Source organism: Methylocella tundrae (assembly GCF_038024855.1).
In the GTDB taxonomy this organism is placed as follows: Bacteria; Pseudomonadota; Alphaproteobacteria; order Rhizobiales; family Beijerinckiaceae; genus Methylocapsa; species Methylocapsa tundrae.
Window position 1 is genome coordinate 435193 of record NZ_CP139089.1, and the last position, 21921, is coordinate 457113.

A 21921-nucleotide genomic window follows, 5' to 3' on the forward strand; every position below is an offset into this window, starting at 1 on the left:
CTTCGGCGTCCTATTCGAGATAGCCGTATTTCGAATAATATTTCCGGTAATAATGATTGCCATGATAGCGCTCGTAGCGGCTTTGGGCGCCCATATCGACCTTGTTCAGGACAACGCCGAGCAGGCGGTCATAAACGCCCTGCGCCTCCGAAAGGCCGCGCTCGACCACGTCGACCTTCGTCTTGCCCCACTCGATGACATAGACGTAGGTGTCGATGATGTGGCCGGTCGTCCGGACGTCCACGATCGGAGCGACCGGCGAAAGATCGACGATGATGTAGTCATATTTCGCGCGCAGGCCGTCTATGAGGCTCTTCATCGCCGCCGAGGCGAGAATTTCATTGGTGTGGGGCAGTTTCGCCGTCGCGCCAGCGGCCAGGAAATGCAGCCGGGTCGAGGGCAATGTGGCGACGGCGGCGTCGATTGAAATATTGCCGATGACGACGTCGATCAAGCCGGGAGCGTCGGGAGTGAGCCAGCGCGACAGGGAAGGGCTGCGCAGATCGGCGTCGACCAGGATGACGTTGCCGCCCGCATCGGCGATGAGATGCGCCAGATTGGCGGCCAGCGTGGATTTGCCTTCATTCGGCAGAGTGGAGGTAAGGCCGATGACCTTGTGCGATTTCAAGGCCCCATTGAGGTCGGCGGCGATTTTCACCGATCGCACCGCCTCGGCGTAGCGGCCAAAGGGCGCATCGACGACATTGCGTAGAAACTCCAGGCCCGCCAGCGTTTTGTCGTCGCCACCGCTCGAATCGCCGCGGGGCGAGGAGAATTTGAGCGCCGGCGCCATCGCGAGGCAATTGACGCGCAGAACATCCTCGATCTGATCGCTGGTGCGGAACACGCCGTCGGAGGCTTCCCGCAAATAAGCGAAACCGAAGCTCAGGACGCCGCCGCCGGCCAGCGCGAGCAGCAGGGTTATGAGCGTTTTCGGCGAACTCTTTTTCATCGGCGGGTACGCCGGGCTGATCAGGCGCGTTTCGCTAATCGGAACGGCGTCCTTCTGCTGCACCGCCTCCATGTAGCGCTGCAGGAAGCTGTCATAGAGGGTCCGGGCGGCGTCGGCGCTGCTGGTCAACTCGCGGAGCTGAACCTGCGCCTGACCGGAGGTCTGCGATTGCGTAACCGCGCTCGCCATGCTGTCCCTGAGACTTTGTTCGCGCGTTTTTGCGATCTCGTAATCGCTCTTGTAGCCTTCGGCGATCTTGCGCATTTCATCGGCGATGCTGTGGCGGATCTCCTGCATTTGCGTGCGCAGATTGACCGTCGCCAGATGATTGGCGCCATAACGCTGGGAGAAAATAGCTTCCTTTTGCGCGAGCTCGAGATATTGCTGGCGCAGTTTGATGATCACTTCGCTCTTCAGGGCGTCCGTTATCGACGCGTCGGGAATGTCCTGCGACATCACGGCCGTAATGCGTTCGAGGCGGGCCTTAGCCTCAGCGGTTGCAGCGGCTGATAGGATGAGCTGGGTATTCAGTTCGGAAAGCTGTTGATCGTTGATCAGCATGCGGGAGGCGCTGGCGCCGCCTCCGATGGCCGCGCCTGTGTCGACGATATTGTTCTTCTTCTTGAAATCCACCACCGCGTGTTCGGCCGCGGCGGCCTGCGAGCGCAGCTCCTTGATGCGGTCCGCGAGCCACACCCCGGCGCGGCGTGCGGCCTGATATTTGGCTTCCATCTGATCGTCGACGAAGGCCTCGACGAGCGTGTTGACGATCAGCGCTGATTTTTCGGGATTGAGCGAGGTGAAGCCGACGTCGATGACATAGGTGAGGCCCTCGCGCGTCACGGTCAGGCGATCATCAAAGGCGCCCAGAGCGATCTGTTCGCGCTCGGCCTCGGACAGCGTCTTGGCGGGCGCGGCTGGAAACAGAAAGCTGAACAAGCCCTTCGACTTTTCATCGGCTGGCGGCACAAACTCCGGATCGTCGATGAGACGGAGCTTTTTGATCACCGCCAGAGCGACATTATCGGACTTCAGCATTTCGACCTGGGTCTGCACGGTCGAAGCGTCAATCTGCGCATCGCCCAATACGGATTCCTTTTCGAGCAGCTGAACCTTGTGCGTGTCTATGACCATTGAGCCCGTGGCGGTAAATTTCGGCGGCGTGTTGACCAGATACAGCACGGCGAGCGCCACGCAGCAGGTCATGATCACGACGACAATCGGGAGCTGACGCCGGACGATGCGTGTCGCGCTCTGAACCGCATCGAGGAGCGGCTCAATGACTTTTGGCGAGTCTTGGCCGGCAAGGGGGGCTCGTTTGTTGATTTGCAGCATCGGGATCAGCTCGCTGTCGGCCTGGTCGGGTAACGAATTTTGATTATCATATACGAACGTTTAGCATCAAGCTGAGGCTAGTCTTGATTGAGCTAAATCGAGAACAGCTGGAACAGACAAGTAACACGCTTGTCATCTTTCCAAAAATCAATGTAATCTCTCGATCAACGGATAGCCCGACCAAAACCCAACATTCAGACCGCATGGTCTGCGCGCCGTGTCATTTCACACAGCCGCGCCATGACAGCCTTCCGCGCCACAGGCCGGAGCACTCTGTTCATAGCGTCGTTTTGCACATGCTAACAGATCGATCCGGAATTGCAATCAAAAGAGAAATGCTAAATGTTCCGCTATAAATGATCGAGGGATTGAATATGGCAATTAATTCTCTGCATCCTCGAAATGTAGAAATGTATCTGATCTAACAACGAAATAAGGATTTTCAAAAAATAAAAGAAACTTCTGTCTATCGATCGCGAATTTATTGGTTGCAAACGTAAGCTTCCACGCTAGGGAGTCCGCTATACCTGCCTCAAAGGGCTTCCCGTCGCGCACGCTGCTGTCCCGCCGCGCCATACAGAAAGAACCGCAAGATCGGCGCCATGCCTGACCCCGGCGGGCGCAGTTTCCCACTTAAAAAAGCATACGAACGCCGCCAAAGCAATCGGCTTCTTGCCTAAAGAAACGCCGCAGTATTGGCGTCGGCGCGCTCACCCACCGCCGCCTATCCTTGCCGCACCGCGCGCCAGGATCCGGCGCATTGCAGCGTCGGCGACGACCATATGCCCGTTGCGACCTTGCCTTTAACTTTGCCGGCGACAGTAGCGACTTGATTATCGCGCCGGAACGCCAGGGAGACGACGCCGCGGGGCGTAATCTCTCCCGATGCTTGCATGAAGCCGTCGGCGGGCGAGCTGACGCGTCCGCGCAAGACGGTGATCGTCCAGTGGTAGACGCTGTCGCAAGCGCCCTGATGCGTGAAAACGTCGACGGCGTAAACGCCGTCATGGCGTGATCGCGCCGCCGACTGAACCTTTTGCGAGGCGCTGGAGATTGTGGCCTCACAACACGCGCCGGCGGTCAAAACGGCCGCAAAGAGACTGACGCCGCGGATATAGCCCACCTCAACCTCCCGTTGCACTTTCTCCAAAATCGCAGAGTTTTCGACAAAGACCAAGCGGGGCTTGGGAAAATCAAAAGCGGCGGCTGCGATCTCGGGCGCCGTCAGCTTTTATTTGATGCGGTTGCTGTCATCGGCGGGGGGCAAGGGAGTCGGGCGACGATCTTTGCCAATGGCGACGAAGACAAAAACGGCTTCGGTGACTTTGTTGACCGCCTCTTCCTCACGGTAGCGCCGCCATGCTTCGATCTTGATGCGCATGGACGTGCGGCCTTCGCTCATGAGCCGGGCATAGAGGCTGACTTCGTCGCCGACAAAGACCGGGCTGTGAAAGGTCATTCCTTCGACAGTCACGGTCGCGCAGCGCCCGCGCGCCCGTCGCGCTGCGACGCTGCCCGCCGCCAGATCCATCTGGGCCATCAGCCATCCGCCGAAAATGTCGCCGGCCGGATTGGTGTCGGCGGGCATTGCAATCGCGCGGATGACCGGAGCGTCCGCCGGCGGCTTTTCGCTCGGATCAGGCTGTCCGCCGGAGTGCGGTTTTGCATCGTCGGCCATGGTCATGATTGATCGCCTCGATCGGATTCAAGAGTGCGAAACCGGGTTGGATAATGTCATCCCGCAAGCGCGCAGCCAAAGCTCATTGAGACGGCACGGGGCAGCCCATATCGCCTTCCTGGCATGTAAGATAGGCTTTGAGCGCCTTGACGCGGCTGGCGGTCAAAGCCGTGCGGCAGTTTTGCAGGATGGTCGGATAGATGCTTCCATCCTTCACGGCGTTGGCCGAGAAAGCGCATTCCGCGTCGCGGAATTGCAGCCATGTTCTTTGCGCCGTAACCAGAAGCTGCCTGGTCTCTTCGCTGCCTTTGAGGCGGGCGACGACGTCTCGATAGATCGCATTCAGCTCCGCGTCGGTGTTTTTGAGCGCGACGCTGGCGCAGGCGTTCATGTCGGCCTGCGTCACGGCGCCGGCGCAGTCCTCGGCGCGGGCTGGAAAAGCCGAAAGCAAGGCTGCCGAACAGAGTAAAATCGTAACGCTGCGCATTTCCTCTCCTTGCTGTCACGCCGTCAATGGCCGCAAGCATAAACGCAGCCGTCCAGCGCGCAAGCGCCGACAGACGTCGACGGGCGGCGCGCGATCTCACTCGACGAGATCGAGAAAACACCGCCCCTCGCGATCCTCCGTCTCGAGAATCCAGAGATCGGGGTCGAATTTGATTTGCCGCGTAAGCTTTGCTTCGGCCTCAGCCGGGTCGATCCACGGCTCAGGGTGCAGTCTCGTGAACAGACGGTCTCCGGCGTCCTGCGCTTCGCTTTGCGGCGCCGGCCCGAACAGCGCGGCGGCTCCGTCGAGGCGATCGACCTTGACGAAGATCGCCCCCGCCTCGGCCGCGCCGCGCCGGCGCAGCACCGCGACGGCCCCCTCATGCGCGCAACGCCGCAGATAGGCGGAAACCCAGAAATCGGCGCGCAGCCTCATGTGACGTCTTGCCTGTTCTATCGGTTAGGGAAGGGAATCGAAAATTCACCTTTGCCGGATATCGAAGCGACATGTATTTGATCGGTCGCCAATTTGCCAACCAGCCCGGCTCGCCGAAGCGAAGGAGATCTCATGGCAGCGCTCGAAACCGTGCTTGACAAAATCGACGCCAATCTCGATTCCGCGCTGGAGCGGCTGTTTCAACTCATCGCTATCAAATCGGTATCGACGGACCCGGCCTTCGCGGGCGAGTGCAAGGCCGCCGCCGAGTGGCTGGCGAACGAACTGACGGGGCTGGGGTTTGAAGCCTCGGTGCGGCCGACGGCGGGACATCCGATGGTCGTCGCCCACGCTAAGGCGGCGCGGCCCGACGTGCCGCATCTTCTGTTTTATGGCCATTATGACGTGCAGCCGGCGGACCCGCTGGAGCTTTGGCAAACGCCGCCCTTCGAGGCGCGCATCGTTGAAGCGGAGACAGGCAGGCAGATCGTCGGACGCGGCGTCGCCGACGACAAGGGTCAATTGATGACCTTCATCGAGGCGGTTCGCGCCTTCAGGGAAACCGGCGATCTGCCTTGCATGATCACCATCCTGCTCGAAGGCGAGGAAGAGACGGGCTCGCCGTCGCTGCCCGCCTTTCTCGCCGCCAACAAGAAAGAGCTCGAAGCCGATCTCGCGCTCGTCTGCGACACTGGCATGTGGGACCGCGCGACGCCGGCGATCACCACCATGCTGCGCGGCCTCGTTCTGGAAGAGGCGATCATTCGCGGCGCGGACCGCGATCTGCATTCGGGCATTTTTGGCTCCGCGGCGATCAACCCGATCCATGTGCTCGCGCGCATCATCGCCGGACTTCACGACCAGGACGGACGCGTCACTCTGCCGGGCTTCTACGACGGCGTCACTGAGCTGCCGGAGGAGGTCGCCGAGCAATGGCGCGCGCTGAAGTTCAACGAGGCGGAATTTCTTGGCGCCGTCGGCCTTTCCATTCCCGCTGGCGAACAGGGCCGCAGCGTGCTCGAGATGGTCTGGTCGCGCCCAACCTGCGACGTCAACGGGGTCCTCGGCGGCTACACCGGAAAGGGATCGAAGACGGTGCTGCCGGCGCAGGCTAGCGCCAAATTCTCTTTCCGGCTCGTCGGCGCGCAGGATCCGGCCAAGATCGCGGAGAGCTTTCGCGCCTATGTGCGGAAAAGCCTGCCGGAGGATTGCAAGGTCGAATTCATCTCGCATGGCGGCTCAAAGGCGCTGCAATTGCCTTTCAGTTCCGAGGCGCTATCGCGTGCGAGCCGGGCGCTCCAGGCCGAATGGGGAGCCGATCCCGTGCTCGCCGGCTGCGGCGGCTCGATCCCGATCGTTGGCAATTTCAAGAGCGATCTCAACATGGATACGCTGATGATCGGCTTCGGCCTCGAGGACGATCGCATGCATTCGCCAAACGAAAAATATGAGCTGACGTCTTTCCATAAAGGCGCGCGCAGCTGGGCGCGGGTGTTGAGCGCGATCGCACAATGAGGCGAAGACTCCAGGGATGCTGGGGTCCCACCGGCGGCAAGCCGGAGTTCAGGCGCCCTCGACCGGCTCGAAGATTTTGTCGCTCGCCGGAACGGAGCGCCGCAGCTTGACGCCGGAAACATGCAGGCCGGCGATCAGAATGATCCCATAGACGAGCGCTCCGCCGCAGCCGAGGAGGAGAAGCTCGACCACGTAGGGAAAGCGGCCGATCGTTTCCGCGAGGCGTTGCGCGGGATGCGCGGCGAGCAGCGCGAAAAAGGAAAGCGCGCAGGACGCCACCGAAACGCATGTGGCGGTCTTCCACAAAACGAGGTCAAATTTCATCGAGCCTCGCCGGAGCGCGAAAAAAGCCAGCAGCACGAGGTTGACCCAGGCGCCGGCGGCGGTCGCGCTCGCAAGACCAACGGCGCCCCACGGCTTGAACAGGACAAGCTTCAGCGCGATGTTGATTCCAACGGCGGTCAGGGAAATCATCATTGGCGTGCGCGTGTCGCCCTCGGCCTGAAAACTCGCGATGGCGGAGCGCACCAGCACGATGGCGACAAGACCGAAGCCATAGGCCGAGAGCACGGCGGCGGAGCCCTCCGCCGCGTCAAGCGTAAAGGCGCCGCGCAGAAAAATGCCGCGCATGATGAAGTCGGGAATCATGATGAAGGCGACGAAGAAAGGCGCCGTCAGCGCCAGCGACAGGGCCATGGTGCGGTTTTGCGCGTGCAGGGCGGCGTCCGGCTTTCCGGCGGCGAGCAGGCGGCTCATCTGCGGCAGAAGCACGGTGCCCGCCGCGATGCCGATGACGCCGAGCGGCAGCTGATAAATGCGCTCGGCGTAATAGATCGAGGACGGTCCGCCGGTCGGCAGCATGGAGCCGAAGATCGTGTCGGCGAACAGCGCGATCTGGATGCCGGCCGAGCCAATCACGGCGGGTCCGAGCATCGTCAAGAATCGCTTTACGTCCGCTGTCATGCTCGGCCAGGCGAAACGCTCCAATATGCCGGCGCGCCAGGCGGCGAAGGAGGTGAGGGCGAGCTGCAGCACGCCTGAGACGGTGAGGCCCCAGGCGGCCGCGGCGCCAGCGTTCGGAAACAGGAAGGCGATGGCGAGAAAAGCCATCACCGAAAGGTTCATCAGCACGGAGGTGAAGGCGGCGGCGGTAAACCGCCCATGCGCGTTGAGAGCGCCCGATTGCAGCGTCACAAGCGTGATGAACATGAGATAGGGAAAGGTGATCCGCGTCAGCGTGACGGTCAGCTTGAATTTTTCGGGGTCGTCGCGAAAGCCGGGCGCGAGAAGATCGATCAAGGTCGGCGTAAATGCTAAGGCGAGGGCGAGCAGCGCAAGCTGCGAGAGCAGGAGGCCGACGAAAATCTGGCCGGAAAACAGCCTTGCTCCGCCAATGCCTTCGCCTTGCAGGACGCGCGAATAGGTCGGCACGAAGGCCGCATTCCAGGCGCCCTCGCCGAAAATGGCGCGAAAGTGGTTGGGCAGCCGCTGCGCCACGACAAACGCGTCGGCGAGAAGGCCTGCGCCGAGAATGGCGCCGAGCATGATGTCGCGCAGGAAGCCGGCGGCGCGCGAGAGAAGCGTGAGGCCGCCGACCGATAAGAGGCTTTTGTACATAGATGGCTCAGACCCAATCGCGCCGGCGCCGGAGCGATAGCTCGTCCGGCGCGAGCGGCGTCAGGCCGAGGCGCTCCTCGACGACATAGAGGGGGCGACGCTTCACCTCTGCGAAGATACGGCCGATATATTCGCCAAGAATGCCGAGCGAGAGCAGTTGAATGCCGGCGAAGAAGGTGATCGACACGATCAAGGACGCATAGCCCGGAACATCGACGCCCCAAATCATTGTCCGGATTACATAAAAGCTCGCAAGGCCCAGAGCGAATACCGATATGGCGAGGCCAATATAGGTCCAGATCTTCAACGGCATGGTCGTAAACGACATCAGGCCGTCGAGCGCGAAATGGGTCAATTTGCGGTAGCTGAACTTGCTGTGCCCGGCCTGACGCGGCGCGACGTCGAAAGGAACGCCGATCGACTTGAAGCCGATCCAGGCGTAGAGACCTTTCGAGAAGCGCGCGTGCTCGCGCATCATCCGCAGCGCCGCGACGGCTTTGGCGTCGAGCAGCCGGAAGTCGCCGGCGCCTTCCGGCAGACGCGTCTCCCCGACAGAGCCGAAGAGCTGATAGAAGCGCTGCGTCAGGATGCGCCGCAAGGCTGTGTCGGCGCCGCGGTCGACGCGCTGGCCGTAGACGTTCTTGTAGCCCTCCCGCCATTTCTCGACGAAGCTGGTAATCATCTCCGGCGGATGTTGCAGGTCGGCGTCCATGATGATGGTTGCGGCGCCGCTCGCATGGTCAAGCCCCGCCGCGATCGCGATTTCCTTGCCGAAATTGCGGCTGAGAGCGATCACGCGGATGCGCGGGTCCCCATCATGCGCCTTGCGCAGAAACTCCAGCGTATCGTCCGTCGATCCGTCATCGACGACGATGATCTCGAACGAACGCGCGCAGGATTCGAGCACCGCAGTCAGGCGTTCGATCAGGGGCCTTAAGTTGGCCGATTCATTGAAGCTCGGCACGACCACGGAAAGCTCCGCTTCCGCCATGACGGCATCGGATCTCATCATTGATTTGGCTTTCTCATCGCAAGCTCAGGCAAAGACGCGAAGGCGCCGTTCACAATCGCGTATCGAAGCGAATAGATTAAGGCGGAACAGCGAATCCGCGGAAACGATGCGCCTCGAAAGTTGTTGTTACGAGATAAAGATGCAGTTTCGAATCCGATGCTCTAGGCTTTGGCATTGAATTGCGCAAGACAGGGTCTAAAATCGGGTTTCGATATGCCGGGGCCAGCCTCGAAAGGTTCCCGCCAAGGGAGTGAAGGCCATGGGGGTACAGAGCGTGGGCGGCGGCCAAGCTTGCTCTTCGATCAGCCTTTGCGCCGATGATTTTGCTTTGTCTCCCGGCGTCAACCGGGGCGTCATCGAGGCGCTCGACGCGGGGCGCATCAGCGCCACGAGCGTGATGGCGAACCGCCGCTCCTGGGCGAAAGGAGGGCGCGCGCTGCGTAGATATGCGGCCAACGCCGATATCGGCCTCCATCTCAATTTGACGCTCGGCGCGCCGCTGAGTTTCATGCCGCGCTTCGCCCCGACCGGCCATCTACCTGAAATTACACGGGTTTTAAAGGCTGCGCGCAAAGGCGATCTGCCGGAAATGGAAATTCGTCATGAGATCGCCCGCCAGCTCGACGAATTTTTCGAGCATTTCGGCGCTCCTCCCGATTTCGTCGACGGTCATCAGCATGTGCAGATCCTGCCGCAGATCCGCCATTGGCTGCTCGACGAACTGGAGGCGCGCAATCTCAAGGGAAAGATCTGGCTCCGCAACAGCGCCGATCGTCCGACCCGCATCCTGCGCCGCGGCGTCGAGCTCAAAAAGGCCCTGGGGATCGCCTGGCTCGCCAAAGGATTCTCGCGCGCCGCGGCGGCGCGGGGTTTTGCCACCAATGAGGGCTTTTCCGGCTTCTCGCAATTTGATCCCTGTAGCGATTACGCTCGCGACTTCGAAACCTATCTTCGCGCCCCAGGGCGGCGTCACCTCATCATGTGTCATCCGGGCTATTGCGACGAAGAGCTGATTCTGGCGGATCCGGTGACGCTGACGCGCGAAAGAGAGCTGAATTTCCTGTTGTCTCCGGCCTTCGCCGACTTGCTGCGGCGCGCCAGCGTCAAGCTCGCGCGCATGTCGCCGCCAAAACTCGAGATCGCGGCTTGAGTTTTCGCGCGCGTCCCGAAGATGGGGTCGCCTTTGTCACTGGCGCGAGTTCCGGCATTGGCCGCGCCGTGGCGCTTTTGCTCGCCGAGCGCGGATTTACCATCGCCGTCAACGCGCGGCGGGCCGCCGAACTCGATGCGCTGGCGGCGCAATCTCCCAGCATTTTAAGCTTTCCCGGCGATGTCACGGACCGCCAGAAAATGGCGGCGATCATCGCCGGCATTGAAGCCGCTCACGGGCCGGTCGCGCTCGCGTTCCTGAACGCCGGCGTCTATTTTCCGTCCGAGCGCGAAAAATTCGATGTGGACGTCGCCTGGCGCAGTTTCGAGGTCAATGTCGGCGGCGCGCTGAATTGTCTTGGCCCACTGCTCGAAGCGATGGTTTTGCGGGGGCGGGGACAAATCGCCATCACGTCCTCGCTCGCGGGCTACGGCGGCATACCGGGCTCGATGGCTTATGGCGCGAGCAAAGCGGCGCTCATCTACATCGCCGAAGTTTTGAGGATGACCCATGAGCCGGCGGGGCTGACGGTCCAGGTCGTCAATCCGGGCTTCGTCGAAACGGCCATGACGGCGCCAAACGCGGATTTCGACATGCCCTTCATCATGAGCGCGGAGCGGGCCGCGCGGATCATCTGTGATGGATTTGCAAAGGGCGGCTTCGAGATCACCTTTCCGCGCAGGCTGGCCTATGCGTTCAAGGCGGCAAGGCTGCTGCCTCATCCGCTGCTGTTTCCCCTGATGCGGCTGGCGACGCGGCGGGCGCGCCGCGATATTTGACGGCGGCTGACCTTGCGCCAATCATTCCATGCATAGTTTTCGCCGCATCTTTGTGCAATCTTCCGCTCGACCCGACTCATGGCGTTTTGTTGCGCCGCGTCGGCCACAGGGGGATTTGCATATGCGGTCGATTTTCCTCGCGCTCGCCCTGATGGCGGCCGCGGCTAGCCCGTCCCGCGCCGAAGACGCCGTGCTCGCGGAAGCAACCGACCTTGCCGGGTTCGTTATGTTCGGCGAGTCCGGCGCGCCCGGCATGGTCCTCGTTGTGGTGCGCGGCGACAGCAGCATCGTCCTTGGATATGGCGAGACGGAAAAGGGAAACAACCAAAAACCGGACGGAAACAGTCTCGTCCGGCTGAATTCCATCACCAAGGTCTTTACGACCGAAGTGCTCGCCTCCCTTGTCGCGGACGGGAAACTGCGCCTGACCGATACGCTGGAACGCGACGCCGGTGGCGCCGGGACGCCGGCATTCGAGGGCAGGCCGATCACTCTGCTCGATCTCGCCACCCATTCGGCGGCTCTGCCGCGCGAGATGGGGGAGGCGCCGGAGGATTCCGCGCCCCGCGCATGGCCGACGCGGGCCGACCGCTGGAAATGGCTCAGCCATTTCGAGCTGCCCTGGGCGCCTGGCACGATCGCCGCCTATTCAAATGTCGGCTTCGATCTTTTGGCCGACGCCATTGAGACCTCAGGCGGCAAACCCTATCCCGATCTCTTGCGCGAGCGCGTCACCGGCCCGCTTGGCATGGCCGACACAGGCTTCGCGCCGACGCCCGAGCAATGCAAGCGGCTGATGATCGGCAGCGGCCTCGGCGGCGCGGGACCCTGCGTCGATACGCATGCGACGGACGGCAGCGGCGGCCTCTACAGCACCGCCAATGATATGGCGCGCTGGCTGCGCCACAACATGGACGACTCCAATGAGACATTGGCGCTGAGCCACGCCGTCTATCGCCAGCGCCAGGCGCTACCCGCCGCCATAGGGTTCGATGAAGCCGGGCCGATGGCGGGTCTTGGGCTCGGCTGGGTGATCACGGCCGCCGACGGCATTCATCCGGCGACCATCGCAAAGAGCGGCGGCGGCGTCGGCTTCATGAGCTATATCGCCTTTGCGCCGGGCCGCCACGTTGGCGTCTTCGTCGCTGTGAACAGGGCCGATTTCGGCATGTTCGGCAAGCTCACGGAAGCGGCCAGGGGGATGATCGCAGACCTTGCGACGCGGTAGGATGCGAAGAATTTAGCTCCCGGTTCACGTGCTGGAGTTGCTGGAATTCCCCTAAGCAGCTTTAGCTCGCCGCCGCGCCGAAGGCTGACGGCATGCGGGGCATGAGCTCTCTGTTCAGCGGCTGTGGCCCTCCAAGGCTCATCAAGACGCTTCATACATCCGCTTATGATGAAGCTGACGGTATTTTCCCCGTGGGATCGCAGAAAAATCCGCCCATCGGCGTCGTTTGGTGGCGTCCGCCGTGGGCTGAGCTGCGCCCACGTCCTGCGCCACCCGCAACCGGGCAACTTCAGAGATCATCGCGAGCGGAAAGAAAAATGACGCGGCGCTATCCACGTCATGAGTTAGACTACCCGATCCAGCAGCATAGGCGCTTCGAATGCGTAAACGGAGGCTCGAGTGTTGAAACGTTCTGCGATCAATGCGCCTGCGGCGGCTATAGTCGTCTTGATGATGACGTCAGCGGGAGCGCAAGCGGCCGGCGCCAGTCCCGGAAACACAAGCTCCGGAAACACGGGCACACGAACTTCAAGCAACACGTCGAGCAACACATCGACCCAAACGAGCACATATAGTGGGGAAAGCCGATGGGCCGAGGAAGTGTATGCAGGGCGAGCGCAAGGACCGGCGGCGAGAGCGTGGCTGTTTGTTCATCCCCGGCGGCAGGATCAATGAGCCCCGCAGCCGACGCATGGCGAACAACTCGCTTTGTGTTCTGATACGCGGCGCATGTTTGTCGCGCATGTGGACCGGCGATCGACGCGCCGTGGATTTTACAGGCGATACAGGCCAAAGGCTACGCTTAGGATGCGCGCCGAAAAGCCGTCAACAGGTTCCGAATGGCTCTGGAGCCAGGCGCGCCTACAGGCCAAGAGAGCAGCTTTCAGCGCCTATCGGAGCTTTCCCGGTTGAGCTGCAGGCTGCGTGTTGATGACGTCGGCTGCATCGAGCCAGCCGCGGCGCGCCTCGTCATCTCCACCCCGGCTGGACATCGCAGAGAGCCAATCTGTCCGGATCAGCATTGCGCGAGTCCCGGTTCACATCGCTCTCAAAAACTCCGCCAGAAAGGTATAGTGTCGGCTTCATGGAAGCTAAGCTAAAAGACTGAATTGAGGAGCGGCCCAATGCAATTTACCGTGGGACTAAAACTTGACGGAAAGAGAGATCACATCGCGGTGGACGCTGAAGACGCGCTTATCGCTGCGCTTAAGGTCAAGACTGAACATCCGGAGGCGGTAATTACATATGTCCGCCAACGAAATCGCCGCGGCGACGCACGCCATCCGTCCCATCGGCTCGCCAACCACGCTCCCTGATGTGCAAAGCCGGGCCGATTCAAAATCGATACGCGCCGCCGCCGCAGGGGACCAACAGAGAGCGTGGCCTGCGAGCTTTCATGGGAGAGCCACGACCGTCGTTACGTAATCCCGAAGGTTGGCCGCCGGCGAAGGCCACAGACCCCAAGCAGGACCCCTGAGCCTCGCCATAAACCGGCATCGGGACCGCCGGCGAAGCTCTTTCGGTCAGGCGTGATGGGCCGACACAGCCCTCGTCACATCGGCCGCGATCTTCTGCGAGGCCGCATGCGAAACATCGCCGAGGCTGATCATCCCGACCATTCTCTTGTTGGCGTCTATAACGGGCAACCGTCTCACCTGCTTGCTTTCCATGATGCGCGCCACATCATCCACGTCTTCATTGTCTCGACAGTAGATTATGCCGGCGGTCATCACGTCCCTGGCCGTAAGCCCGGAGAGATCCTTGCCGTTGGCGACGCCTCGAACCGTGATGTCACGGTCTGTCACCATGCCGATGAGGCGATCATTTTCACCAATGGGAATGGCGCCTATGTCCAACTGCTGCATCTTTTTTGCCAGCGCTGTCACGGGTGTGTCTGGCGAGACCCATTCGACTCCCTTGTGCATGATTTTCTTTATTTTCATGGCAAACCTCTTTTCGTTCGCTCGCCGCGCCGAAATGACCGCGCCATCCCGGGCGCCTCCCTGCTGGTTATTCTACACTTCAAAGCTCGCGCAAAAGATTCATGATTACCGGTTCGGAGACGCCGTCCTTGATCCGAATCAATCGTTGCATCGGAAATTGGATTTCCGCGCCAACGAGACTTTGGCGCAGAGCCAGCCGGGCATGATTTAAATAAACCGCCGCAATGAGAGGCTGACGATGGGTGACTTTCGCTCACCCACGATGGCGGATCTCACCGCTGCCTATCCGCAGTCAGTGGCAAGGCATGCCGATCGGCTGTGACGGCCGTTCAGTTGATCTGGCTTTTCCTTTGCTTAGCTTCCCTTGCGCTCGACTGGATTTTTGATGACTGAAAGACATTCAGCATAGGTGTCGAGAAGCCATTTCCTGTCTACCAGGACGCCATTGCCGAAATAGGCGTCAAACTTTTTTCCTTCCGCGCACACAATCAGTTGCAAAAGCGTGAGAGCAACCGCCTCTTGTGAAGCATCCGATGGGATATGGATAATTTGCGATTCCTTCATCGTTCCCTCCGTTTTCCCGGGGCTGCGCGTGAGCCTGCTTATTTATGATGACTCCCGAGATCGTTTAAGCGTCTGGCAATATAGAGGTGTGGGATTTCCAAATCATTTTTTTCGGGAACTCGCATCGTTCACGATGGCCGGCGGCTGGGGCTGAAACATTCGCGCAATTGCGGTCGCCGCATCACGGCGATTGTGTCGTCAGTGGCGCGACAACGGGGCCGCAAATATGTGACGAAAACATTTGACACATGCTTGGAACAGGGAGCAGCATCCAAAGGCCTTCGCAGTTGCTCACAAGAGCCGGTTGGAGGTAGAAGGCGCCTTTTTCGAGAACCCATCGGTTCCACTGCAATGGAGAGGCCATGACTCCACCGGGACAGTGTAACAGACTCCGCCATGCGCGGAGTCACGGTGGCGCGGAAGCCTAAACTGCCAAGCCAAAACGCCGCCGCCGACAATTTGACGTCACCGCGCGATAGCACCGCGAAGGCCAAGCGTATGTTATCCCGCACGTAAAATCTGCTCAAAACACAGATCGCTTCGCATAGCCGAAGCAGGGCCCCGTAGCTGCTTGAATGCGCCGGGGCCCATCGTTTGCCCGGCGATTGAAGCGATAGCGGAACATTTGAAACGGAATAGACGAAGCTTTTGTCAGGTCCGGCCAGGATCGTGGCGGCTGTGGGCGTGGCGATAGCGCCTATGTTTTTTGAGGCCCCAACTCGACGCAATTGAAGGGCCGGCCGTGTAGCCGACGACACCGCCTGCGACCAGGCCAACCGGGCCGCCGACCAAGGCGCCCGCCAGGGCCCCCATCGCGCCGTCGCCGAGCCGCTCCTGTGCGTTTGCAAGGGTGGGCGCGAGCGATATTCCAGCGATTGCGGCCGTAATCAGAATCCTTTTCATCATTGCGGTGCTCCAGCGCGTGTTTCAGCGGTCCGTGGGAGCAGTCCGCCACCAGGGAAATCATCCCCTTGGTAATCGTGAAAAAAATGTTCTTTTTCGGGCGTTTGCGGGAGCGGTTGAATATCCCGGCCGGTCGAATGGTATAATTACGCTTAAGTGGCGCTGCATCGATTGTGCGCAGCACCGTCGTTTGAAATCTTCCGACGCGAGGCCATGTTCTGTCGCGTCCCTCTCCGAAATGTGCGGCGCAGCACAAACACAGCCGATGGAACCTGCCAAATAAGCGCTCGCATCAACTATATAACTAATAGCTGAAAAGACATGGAACAGAGATCATCCGCATCCCGCCCGATCGACGCCGCGCGCGCCACCGGCTATAGCCGCTACGCCGATCCGGCTGTCTTCCCAAGATTTGGCGGTGACGAATTTGATCCGCCGGCCTATTCGACAGATCGGCGATCGACGGTTGACGCCGCAACGGCCATCAAGCCGCGCAGCGCCAAGCCGCACCGCGGCGTTATCGCTCTCGCCCGCGCTATGCTGTCCAGGTCCATGTTCCTTCGCAGGAAGTTCAACGCTTCCGCGCCGACCTTCACGCTATTCCGGTAGGTCCTTCGCCCGGGAGGGCGGCGGCGGCGGCTTGCCGGCTATCGCGTCTCACGGCGGAACCGGCGCAGCGAAGACGCGGAAGGCCTCAAGCCTTGGGGCGGAGAAGGCGCCGCCAGAAACAAAAAGGGGAACCGACACGGTCCAGCCTCGTTTCTGGGCTATGACTTTCTGGATTGAACTTCTCAAGGGCAGAGACATCATTGAATCGGAGCAATTCCGCGGCGACGCCGCTGCTGTCCGATCAAGGGCTGTGGACCTCTTCGCCCTTCATAAGAAGCAGCTCGACGCGACCTCCGTTCGAGTGATCGATTCGGCGGGTGGGAAAATTGTCTTTTCGCTTCCCGATCGCATGAGCCCGACAGTAACCAGATCTGAGCTGAAGGCCGCTCGCTCGACGAACAATTTCGCGAGCCAATCTCGAAGAAATTGAGATGGCGGGGGAGCCGACCGCGCTCGCAAACGCAGAATCGAGCGAATTTATTTGATCGGGAGCTTGTTTTGACGCGCCTGAATCCAAGGCGCGAAGTCAGTTGCTCTGGACGACGGGCGCGCGGATTTCGCCGCCCGGGTTAGCGGGTATGGATGTTAAAATATAGGCGTCCCTGCCGAAGATACTTGTCCCGAGCTACAGTGATCGTCGTCGATCCCTTGAAGGCGTTCGCCAGACTTGCCGGACGTTCTTCGTGCGGGCCTGTATTTCAGGAGAATGCCAGTATTTGTTCGGGCAAAGCTTTCGCTTGAACCTGATCGAGGGCGCGAGCGCCGAGCGAGAGGGATGCATCCATTCCACCCGCTAAGAGCCGCTTGGCGGCTCGCTTCGGGACGATTGCCCGACTCGCCATCTGTTCCGCTACGATGTCGGTCTTGCGGGGGAGCGAGCGCGGCTTGAGGGGGCGGTGGGACATGGCGCCAGGATTATATACTTGCCTCCAATAAAAGAGTTTTAGGCAGGATGAGGCGGGATAGTGGCGCGTCATCACGGTGGAGGCGGCGGTTGGCATCCTTTTTCTTTGCACTCTATCGTGTTTTCAATTGAAAGTTCGTCTACGTGATTTTTTGACCAATCATTGGTCGACAAATCGAGGACAGTTTCCCGATCCGAATATTCTTTAACAACGAGTTGTGGATTGCTGACGTTGTTCAGAGTTTCCGCGGTGTTGAAATCGAATTGAAAAACGGCGCAACCAGACAACACACCCTTTGGCGGGAGCGTCGGGGTGTCGGCTGCTACATCAGAGATATTCCTCCAATCCTCAATAACCGCTCCAACAGAACCATGCCTTATGCGAATGTATTGTATATTCGTCTTACGTTGCGGCGAATACATCGTGTGGGTCAGCATATCGATCGGCCCAGCCTCTTTCGGCTTACCGGCGATCGTATAGCGCAGTACGATCGATTTTATATTTCTCATCTCGTCGTCAGAGTCGTTGATAACTTTTATATTCATGACCACTAGCCCAATATGATCCGACGTCGGTGGAAATAAAATGTGCGAAAATTCTGCTTCCGATTCCGTATAAACGGCTAGTTTACTCTGCCATACGACTGTGTGTGATTTCAAAGATTTCTCGAAATCTATCTTGTTGTGGTACCAGAAAATCAAAATCCCGAGAACGATTATAGAGATGACTATCGTAAAACGTTGCAAAGTCGGAATACGGTCCATCAGCGCTACGGCCCATCCGATCGCACGGCGGCCCGGCGCGGCCGGCTTCGGAACGACCGCGCGGCTCGCCACCGGCTCCGCGGTGACGTCTGTCTTACGCGGTCGCGGGCGCGGCGGGGCGGGGCGTTTGGCCATCGGCCGAGGATAGCAAGGCCCCTTTTCGCAGGCGAGCCTGCTTCTCAGTTCGTGCTTAATCTTTGTTTTGATCGGCCGAGTCGCGTAATTGGCCGCGTCAGTTCGGGACTGTTTCGGGACTTTCTGTCCCAGACTTCGCATTTGTACGCCGCTTGTTCCGCAAATTTTCCCCGCAATCACTTACGGGAATGTCGCGCAATTGCGCTGAAATACAAGTAATTTCAATTAGTTGATTTGGTGCCGGTTGCAGGAGTCGAACCCGCGACCTTCTCATTACAAATGAGTTGCTCTACCAACTGAGCTAAACCGGCCTCGCGGCGCCGCCATTAGCGAGCTAGCGCATGGACGCTTCGATGTTGATTTCTATTTCTTTAGTTAAGATCGTGCATCAAAACAAAGAGATAGAGGCGATGGTCGATCGCCTCGAAGCGCCGATGCTCTAGCAGCGCGCCGACTGTTTGGCAACCGCCTTGGCGGCCTGCGTCCGCACACCGACTCGGGGTTTTCTGAGGCGTTTTTTCTTTGCCGCCCGCCGTCCGTGCCGCCGGAGGTTGAGATGGCGCCGCGCTACCAAATATTAGGCGATTTGACCTAATGTTGCCGCGAAGGCGCGACAAAGCTCGACGTCGACCGTGAACGCGCCATTCCGGCGTCAGCTGCGGAGGGATGAATGCCGATGAACTTGGGTAAGACTATCAGGACCGGGATGGCGCTGAGCGTCGCCGCCGCGTGTTTCGCCGCGGTTTGCGTTCCAGCTCAAGCGCAGGACGCCGGCGCGGTCGCCGCCGGTCTGCTGGGGGGGCTCGCCGTCGGCGCCATCGCAGGAAGCGCCATCGCCGGCGCCGGCGCGCCTCCTCCGCCTCCGCCCGGCTACGGATATTATGCGCCCGTCTATGCGCCGCCGCCGCCCCGCTGCTGGTTTGAACCGCAACAGGTCTGGAACGGCTACGCTTACGTGATCCAGCGAGTTCAAGTCTGCGAGTGACGACATGAAAAGCGCCTAAGCGCCGATGAAATGGGCCGCTCAACGAGCGGCCCATTTGTTTCAAAGCACAAAGCGTCGACGGCGCGGCCGGTCATTCGGCCGTCAGTCCTGCGCGTAAATATCCCGGTCCTTTGTTTCAGGAACGAACAGCACGCCAATGACGAAACAGGCCATGGCGACGATGATCGGATACCAGAGCCCGTAATAAATATCCCCGGTCTGCGCGACCATGGCGAACGCGGTCGCCGGCAGCAGGCCGCCGAACCAGCCATTGCCAATGTGATAGGGCAGGGACAGGGACGTGTAGCGAATGCGCGTCGGGAATAATTCGACGAGCGCGGCGGCGATCGGCCCGTAGACCATCGTCACATAAAGGACGAGCACGAAAAGCAGCCCGATGATGCCGGCGACCTGGGGGCGAAAAATGTCGAGCGGATTCGACATCTTGACGATGCCTGGATCATTGGCGTCCGGATAACCGGCGTCTTGCAGAGCCGCGGTGAGTTTCATGTCGAAGGCGGCTCTGACGGCTTTTGGATCACCTGCGACGTCGCTCGCGTCGGGGACGGCTATTTCCTTCGATCCTATGAGGACTTTGACCGGCTCCTCGATGGCCGTGTCGACGCGCGTGTATTTGACCGAGCTTTTGGCCAAAACATCGCGTGCGATGTCGCATGGCGCGGTGAATGAGCGCGTTCCGATAGGATTGAACAGACTGCCGCAATTGGCCGGGTTTGCGACGACCGTCACGGAGACATTCTCGAGCGCCGCCGCGAGCGCCGGATTGGCGTAAGTCGTGATGCGCTGGAAAATCGGAAAATAGGTCGCCGCCGCGGCGAGGCAGCCAAACATGATGACGGTCTTCCGGCCGATCTTGTCCGACAGCCAACCGAAGAAAACGAAAAAGCCGGTTCCAAGCACCAGGGACCAGGCTATCAGCAGATTGGCGGTATAGCCGTCGACCTTGAGGATCGATTGCATGAACACCAAAGCGTAGAATTGCCCGGTATACCAGACAACGCCTTGTCCCATCGTCAGGCCGAATAGAGCAAGCAGAGCAATCTTCGCGTTCGGCCAATTGCCGAAAGCCTCGCGCAGCGGCGTTTTCGAGCCTGCGCCGTTTTGCTTCATCCTGAGAAAGGCTGGCGATTCGTTCAGCTTCAACCGGATCCACAAGGAGACGCCGAGCAGCACCACGGAGACAAAGAAGGGAATGCGCCAAGCGAAACTGGCGAAGGCGGGCTCGCCAAAGATGCTCCGCGTGAAGAGGATGACGAGAAGCGACAGGAACAGGCCGAGCGTCGCCGTCGTCTGGATCCAGGATGTATAGAATCCCCGCCGCCCCGCCGGGGCGTGCTCTGCGACATAGGTCGCCGCGCCGCCATATTCGCCGCCAAGGGCAAGGCCCTGCAAAAGCCTGGCCCCGATCAAAATGATGGGCGCCGCAATGCCGATCGCATGGTAATTTGGCAAAAACCCGACGATAAATGTCGAAAACCCCATGATCAGGATGGTGAGGAGGAAGGTGTATTTGCGCCCGACGAGATCGCCGAGCCGCCCAAAGACGAGGGCGCCGAAGGGGCGGACGACAAAGCCGGCGGCGAAGGCGAGCAGGGCGAAAATATCCGCCGTCGCCTTCGGGAATTGACTGAAGAATTGAGCGCCGATGATGCTCGCCAGGGATCCGTAGAGATAAAAATCATACCAGTCGAAGACCGTGCCGAGCGAGGACGCCAGAATCACCCGCTTCTCGGCGTCCGTCATGGGCGCCGGCCTGGCGATTTCCTCTCTCGAAATTGTTACTACCGCCATGTGCTTATCCTGGCTGTTGGCTGCTTGGCAGCATGTCTTTTTGTGGTCCTTCTGGCGCTATTCCGCTGCCCGGAATAGCGCCAGGCAGGCTTCAGCTTGAGGAGGAGCCTTGAAGCAGGAAATGACCGCCGCCGACGTTTGTCAACGATAATTGCGGCGAAACGTCGCGCCGTTTGGGGTTCGGCTTGGTTCGTCCGCGCGACGCTGGAGTTGGCCGGGACTTCAGGCGCCAGGACTTTATGCGCGCAACGCAGGAGGACTTTATGCGCGCAACGCAGGCCCTATTTGCGCCCCGACACAAGCCCATGCAATGAAGGGAAGAATTCTCGTGGTCCGCCTTGCGGGATCCGCCCCCAAAGGCGAGACTTCGGAGTTCCTGAGTGAGTTTTGCGGCTCTTGCCGGAATTTTCTGCGTGATGAGGCGCTACCGCCTGAGCACGTCCGCTGGATTGGGAGAATTTGCATGAAACGCCTGTTTGCGGCGCTCGCTTTATGTTCGCTGCTTGCCCCGATCTCGCGCGCCGCCCCGGTCGGCGTGCCAAAGCTCGATGTCGAAAAGTCCTGCCGTGAAGCGCAGGCTTTCGGCTTCGGCGGCGGTCAGGACGATAAGCTGGCCTATAAGGGCTGTATGCAGGACGAGAACGACGCACTGGCGCAACTGAAGAAGAACTGGTCCCGTTACAAGCCGGAAAATCGGGCCAATTGCGTTGCTCAAGGCATTTCGCCCATGCCGAGCTATGTCGAAATTCTGACATGCATCGAAATGTACGATGACGCCAGCCAGTTGAACAGGCCAGGTTCCTCGGTGCGTCCGTTCAACGGAAAAGTCCCGGCCGACGCGCCGCCGGCCATGACGCCGCCGGCCCCAGCGAACCCAATCGACAGCAAATAGCGGATGATCCCGGCAGTAGATCAGCGCGGGCGCCAACGCGCTGATCCGGCCGGTTAAACAGAAAGGGGCAGGAATGCCCCAGCATTCCCACCCCAGTCCGGCTTCAACCCCGCCTATTTGCGCGCTGACCCTGGAAAGCGCAAGGTGCGCCACCGTGTGGCGCGACGTGCAACCGGCATCCTCCCGAGACTTGGACTAAGACGCCGAATTGTCGCCAGCAA

General features: G+C 60.2%; 20 protein-coding genes and 1 tRNA gene. 8 read left to right on the top strand and 13 right to left on the bottom strand.

Annotated elements, in window-relative coordinates; translation table 11 throughout:
• Positions 1 to 10 precede the first annotated feature (10 nt).
• The 5 genes from SIN04_RS04470 to SIN04_RS04490 all read right to left on the bottom strand — a co-directional run bounded on the left by SIN04_RS04470 (position 11) and on the right by SIN04_RS04490 (position 4887).
• On the bottom strand, positions 11 to 2287 hold the full coding sequence (locus tag SIN04_RS04470; RefSeq protein WP_134486502.1) for a polysaccharide biosynthesis tyrosine autokinase: 2277 nt from the start codon (positions 2285 to 2287) through the stop codon (positions 11 to 13).
• 724 nt (positions 2288 to 3011) lie between these two features.
• Positions 3012 to 3410, bottom strand: coding sequence for a hypothetical protein (locus tag SIN04_RS04475; RefSeq protein WP_341264240.1), 399 nt, complete (start codon positions 3408 to 3410; stop codon positions 3012 to 3014).
• Positions 3411 to 3518: 108 nt separating this feature from the next.
• A complete protein-coding gene (locus SIN04_RS04480) occupies positions 3519 to 3965 on the bottom strand; it encodes an acyl-CoA thioesterase (protein ID WP_423136011.1) in 447 nt (148 codons plus the stop codon).
• Between the two features lie 82 nt (positions 3966 to 4047).
• Entirely contained in the window at positions 4048 to 4452 is a 405-nt protein-coding gene (locus tag SIN04_RS04485) for a lysozyme inhibitor LprI family protein (RefSeq protein ID WP_134486505.1), read from the bottom strand.
• Positions 4453 to 4548: 96 nt separating this feature from the next.
• Entirely contained in the window at positions 4549 to 4887 is a 339-nt protein-coding gene (locus SIN04_RS04490; protein ID WP_134486508.1) for a DUF1491 family protein, read from the bottom strand.
• Positions 4888 to 5019: 132 nt separating this feature from the next.
• Here SIN04_RS04490 and SIN04_RS04495 point away from each other — a divergent pair, with 132 nt between their 5' ends.
• Positions 5020 to 6402, top strand: a complete 1383-nt coding sequence (locus SIN04_RS04495) for a M20/M25/M40 family metallo-hydrolase (protein WP_134486511.1) — start codon at positions 5020 to 5022, stop codon at positions 6400 to 6402.
• Between the two features lie 48 nt (positions 6403 to 6450).
• Here SIN04_RS04495 and murJ read toward each other — a convergent pair whose 3' ends face one another.
• Both murJ and SIN04_RS04505 read right to left on the bottom strand, forming a co-directional pair.
• Positions 6451 to 8019 (bottom strand): murein biosynthesis integral membrane protein MurJ, encoded by a 1569-nt coding sequence (gene murJ / locus SIN04_RS04500; RefSeq protein WP_134486514.1) that lies wholly within the window; start codon positions 8017 to 8019, stop codon positions 6451 to 6453.
• Positions 8020 to 8026: 7 nt separating this feature from the next.
• The gene (locus SIN04_RS04505) at positions 8027 to 9031 is read right to left on the bottom strand and encodes a glycosyltransferase family 2 protein (protein ID WP_134486517.1); all 1005 of its coding nucleotides are present in this window, start codon (positions 9029 to 9031) and stop codon (positions 8027 to 8029) included.
• Positions 9032 to 9290: 259 nt separating this feature from the next.
• Here SIN04_RS04505 and SIN04_RS04510 point away from each other — a divergent pair, with 259 nt between their 5' ends.
• The 4 genes from SIN04_RS04510 (at position 9291) to SIN04_RS04525 (ending at position 13504) form a co-directional block, all read left to right on the top strand.
• Positions 9291 to 10181: a ChbG/HpnK family deacetylase gene (locus SIN04_RS04510; RefSeq protein WP_134486520.1), complete on the top strand. Its 891-nt coding sequence runs from the start codon at positions 9291 to 9293 to the stop codon at positions 10179 to 10181.
• Positions 10178 to 10960: an SDR family NAD(P)-dependent oxidoreductase gene (locus SIN04_RS04515; RefSeq protein WP_134486523.1), complete on the top strand. Its 783-nt coding sequence runs from the start codon at positions 10178 to 10180 to the stop codon at positions 10958 to 10960. Before SIN04_RS04510 ends, SIN04_RS04515 begins: the two co-directional genes overlap by 4 nt.
• Before the next feature lie 121 nt (positions 10961 to 11081).
• Positions 11082 to 12188 (top strand): D-alanyl-D-alanine-carboxypeptidase/endopeptidase AmpH, encoded by a 1107-nt coding sequence (gene ampH / locus SIN04_RS04520; RefSeq protein WP_134486526.1) that lies wholly within the window; start codon positions 11082 to 11084, stop codon positions 12186 to 12188.
• A 1124-nt stretch (positions 12189 to 13312) separates the two neighbouring features.
• Positions 13313 to 13504 carry a hypothetical protein gene (locus SIN04_RS04525; RefSeq protein ID WP_134486529.1) on the top strand — a complete coding sequence of 64 codons (192 nt, stop codon included), beginning with the start codon at positions 13313 to 13315 and terminating at the stop codon, positions 13502 to 13504.
• A gap of 207 nt (positions 13505 to 13711) precedes the next feature.
• On the opposite strand, the gene SIN04_RS04530 is transcribed toward SIN04_RS04525, so the two are convergent.
• The 3 genes from SIN04_RS04530 to SIN04_RS04540 form a co-directional block, all read right to left on the bottom strand.
• Positions 13712 to 14131: a CBS domain-containing protein gene (locus tag SIN04_RS04530; protein WP_134486532.1), complete on the bottom strand. Its 420-nt coding sequence runs from the start codon at positions 14129 to 14131 to the stop codon at positions 13712 to 13714.
• A gap of 354 nt (positions 14132 to 14485) precedes the next feature.
• Positions 14486 to 14695: a hypothetical protein gene (locus SIN04_RS04535; protein WP_134486535.1), complete on the bottom strand. Its 210-nt coding sequence runs from the start codon at positions 14693 to 14695 to the stop codon at positions 14486 to 14488.
• A 651-nt stretch (positions 14696 to 15346) separates the two neighbouring features.
• Positions 15347 to 15601, bottom strand: coding sequence for a hypothetical protein (locus tag SIN04_RS04540; RefSeq protein ID WP_244605669.1), 255 nt, complete (start codon positions 15599 to 15601; stop codon positions 15347 to 15349).
• A 318-nt stretch (positions 15602 to 15919) separates the two neighbouring features.
• Here SIN04_RS04540 and SIN04_RS04545 point away from each other — a divergent pair, with 318 nt between their 5' ends.
• On the top strand, positions 15920 to 16207 hold the full coding sequence (locus tag SIN04_RS04545; RefSeq protein WP_134486538.1) for a hypothetical protein: 288 nt from the start codon (positions 15920 to 15922) through the stop codon (positions 16205 to 16207).
• A 976-nt stretch (positions 16208 to 17183) separates the two neighbouring features.
• Here the strand turns inward: SIN04_RS04545 and SIN04_RS04550 are convergent.
• The gene (locus SIN04_RS04550; protein WP_134486540.1) at positions 17184 to 18011 is read right to left on the bottom strand and encodes a hypothetical protein; all 828 of its coding nucleotides are present in this window, start codon (positions 18009 to 18011) and stop codon (positions 17184 to 17186) included.
• Between the two features lie 235 nt (positions 18012 to 18246).
• Positions 18247 to 18322 (bottom strand) — tRNA-Thr (locus SIN04_RS04555).
• 365 nt (positions 18323 to 18687) lie between these two features.
• On the opposite strand from SIN04_RS04555, the gene SIN04_RS04560 reads away from it, so the two are divergent.
• Entirely contained in the window at positions 18688 to 18996 is a 309-nt protein-coding gene (locus tag SIN04_RS04560) for a hypothetical protein (protein ID WP_166795844.1), read from the top strand.
• A gap of 102 nt (positions 18997 to 19098) precedes the next feature.
• Here SIN04_RS04560 and SIN04_RS04565 read toward each other — a convergent pair whose 3' ends face one another.
• Entirely contained in the window at positions 19099 to 20808 is a 1710-nt protein-coding gene (locus SIN04_RS04565; RefSeq protein WP_244605670.1) for an MFS transporter, read from the bottom strand.
• A gap of 463 nt (positions 20809 to 21271) precedes the next feature.
• Here SIN04_RS04565 and SIN04_RS04570 point away from each other — a divergent pair, with 463 nt between their 5' ends.
• Positions 21272 to 21700 (top strand): hypothetical protein, encoded by a 429-nt coding sequence (locus tag SIN04_RS04570; protein WP_134486543.1) that lies wholly within the window; start codon positions 21272 to 21274, stop codon positions 21698 to 21700.
• Positions 21701 to 21921 lie beyond the last annotated feature (221 nt).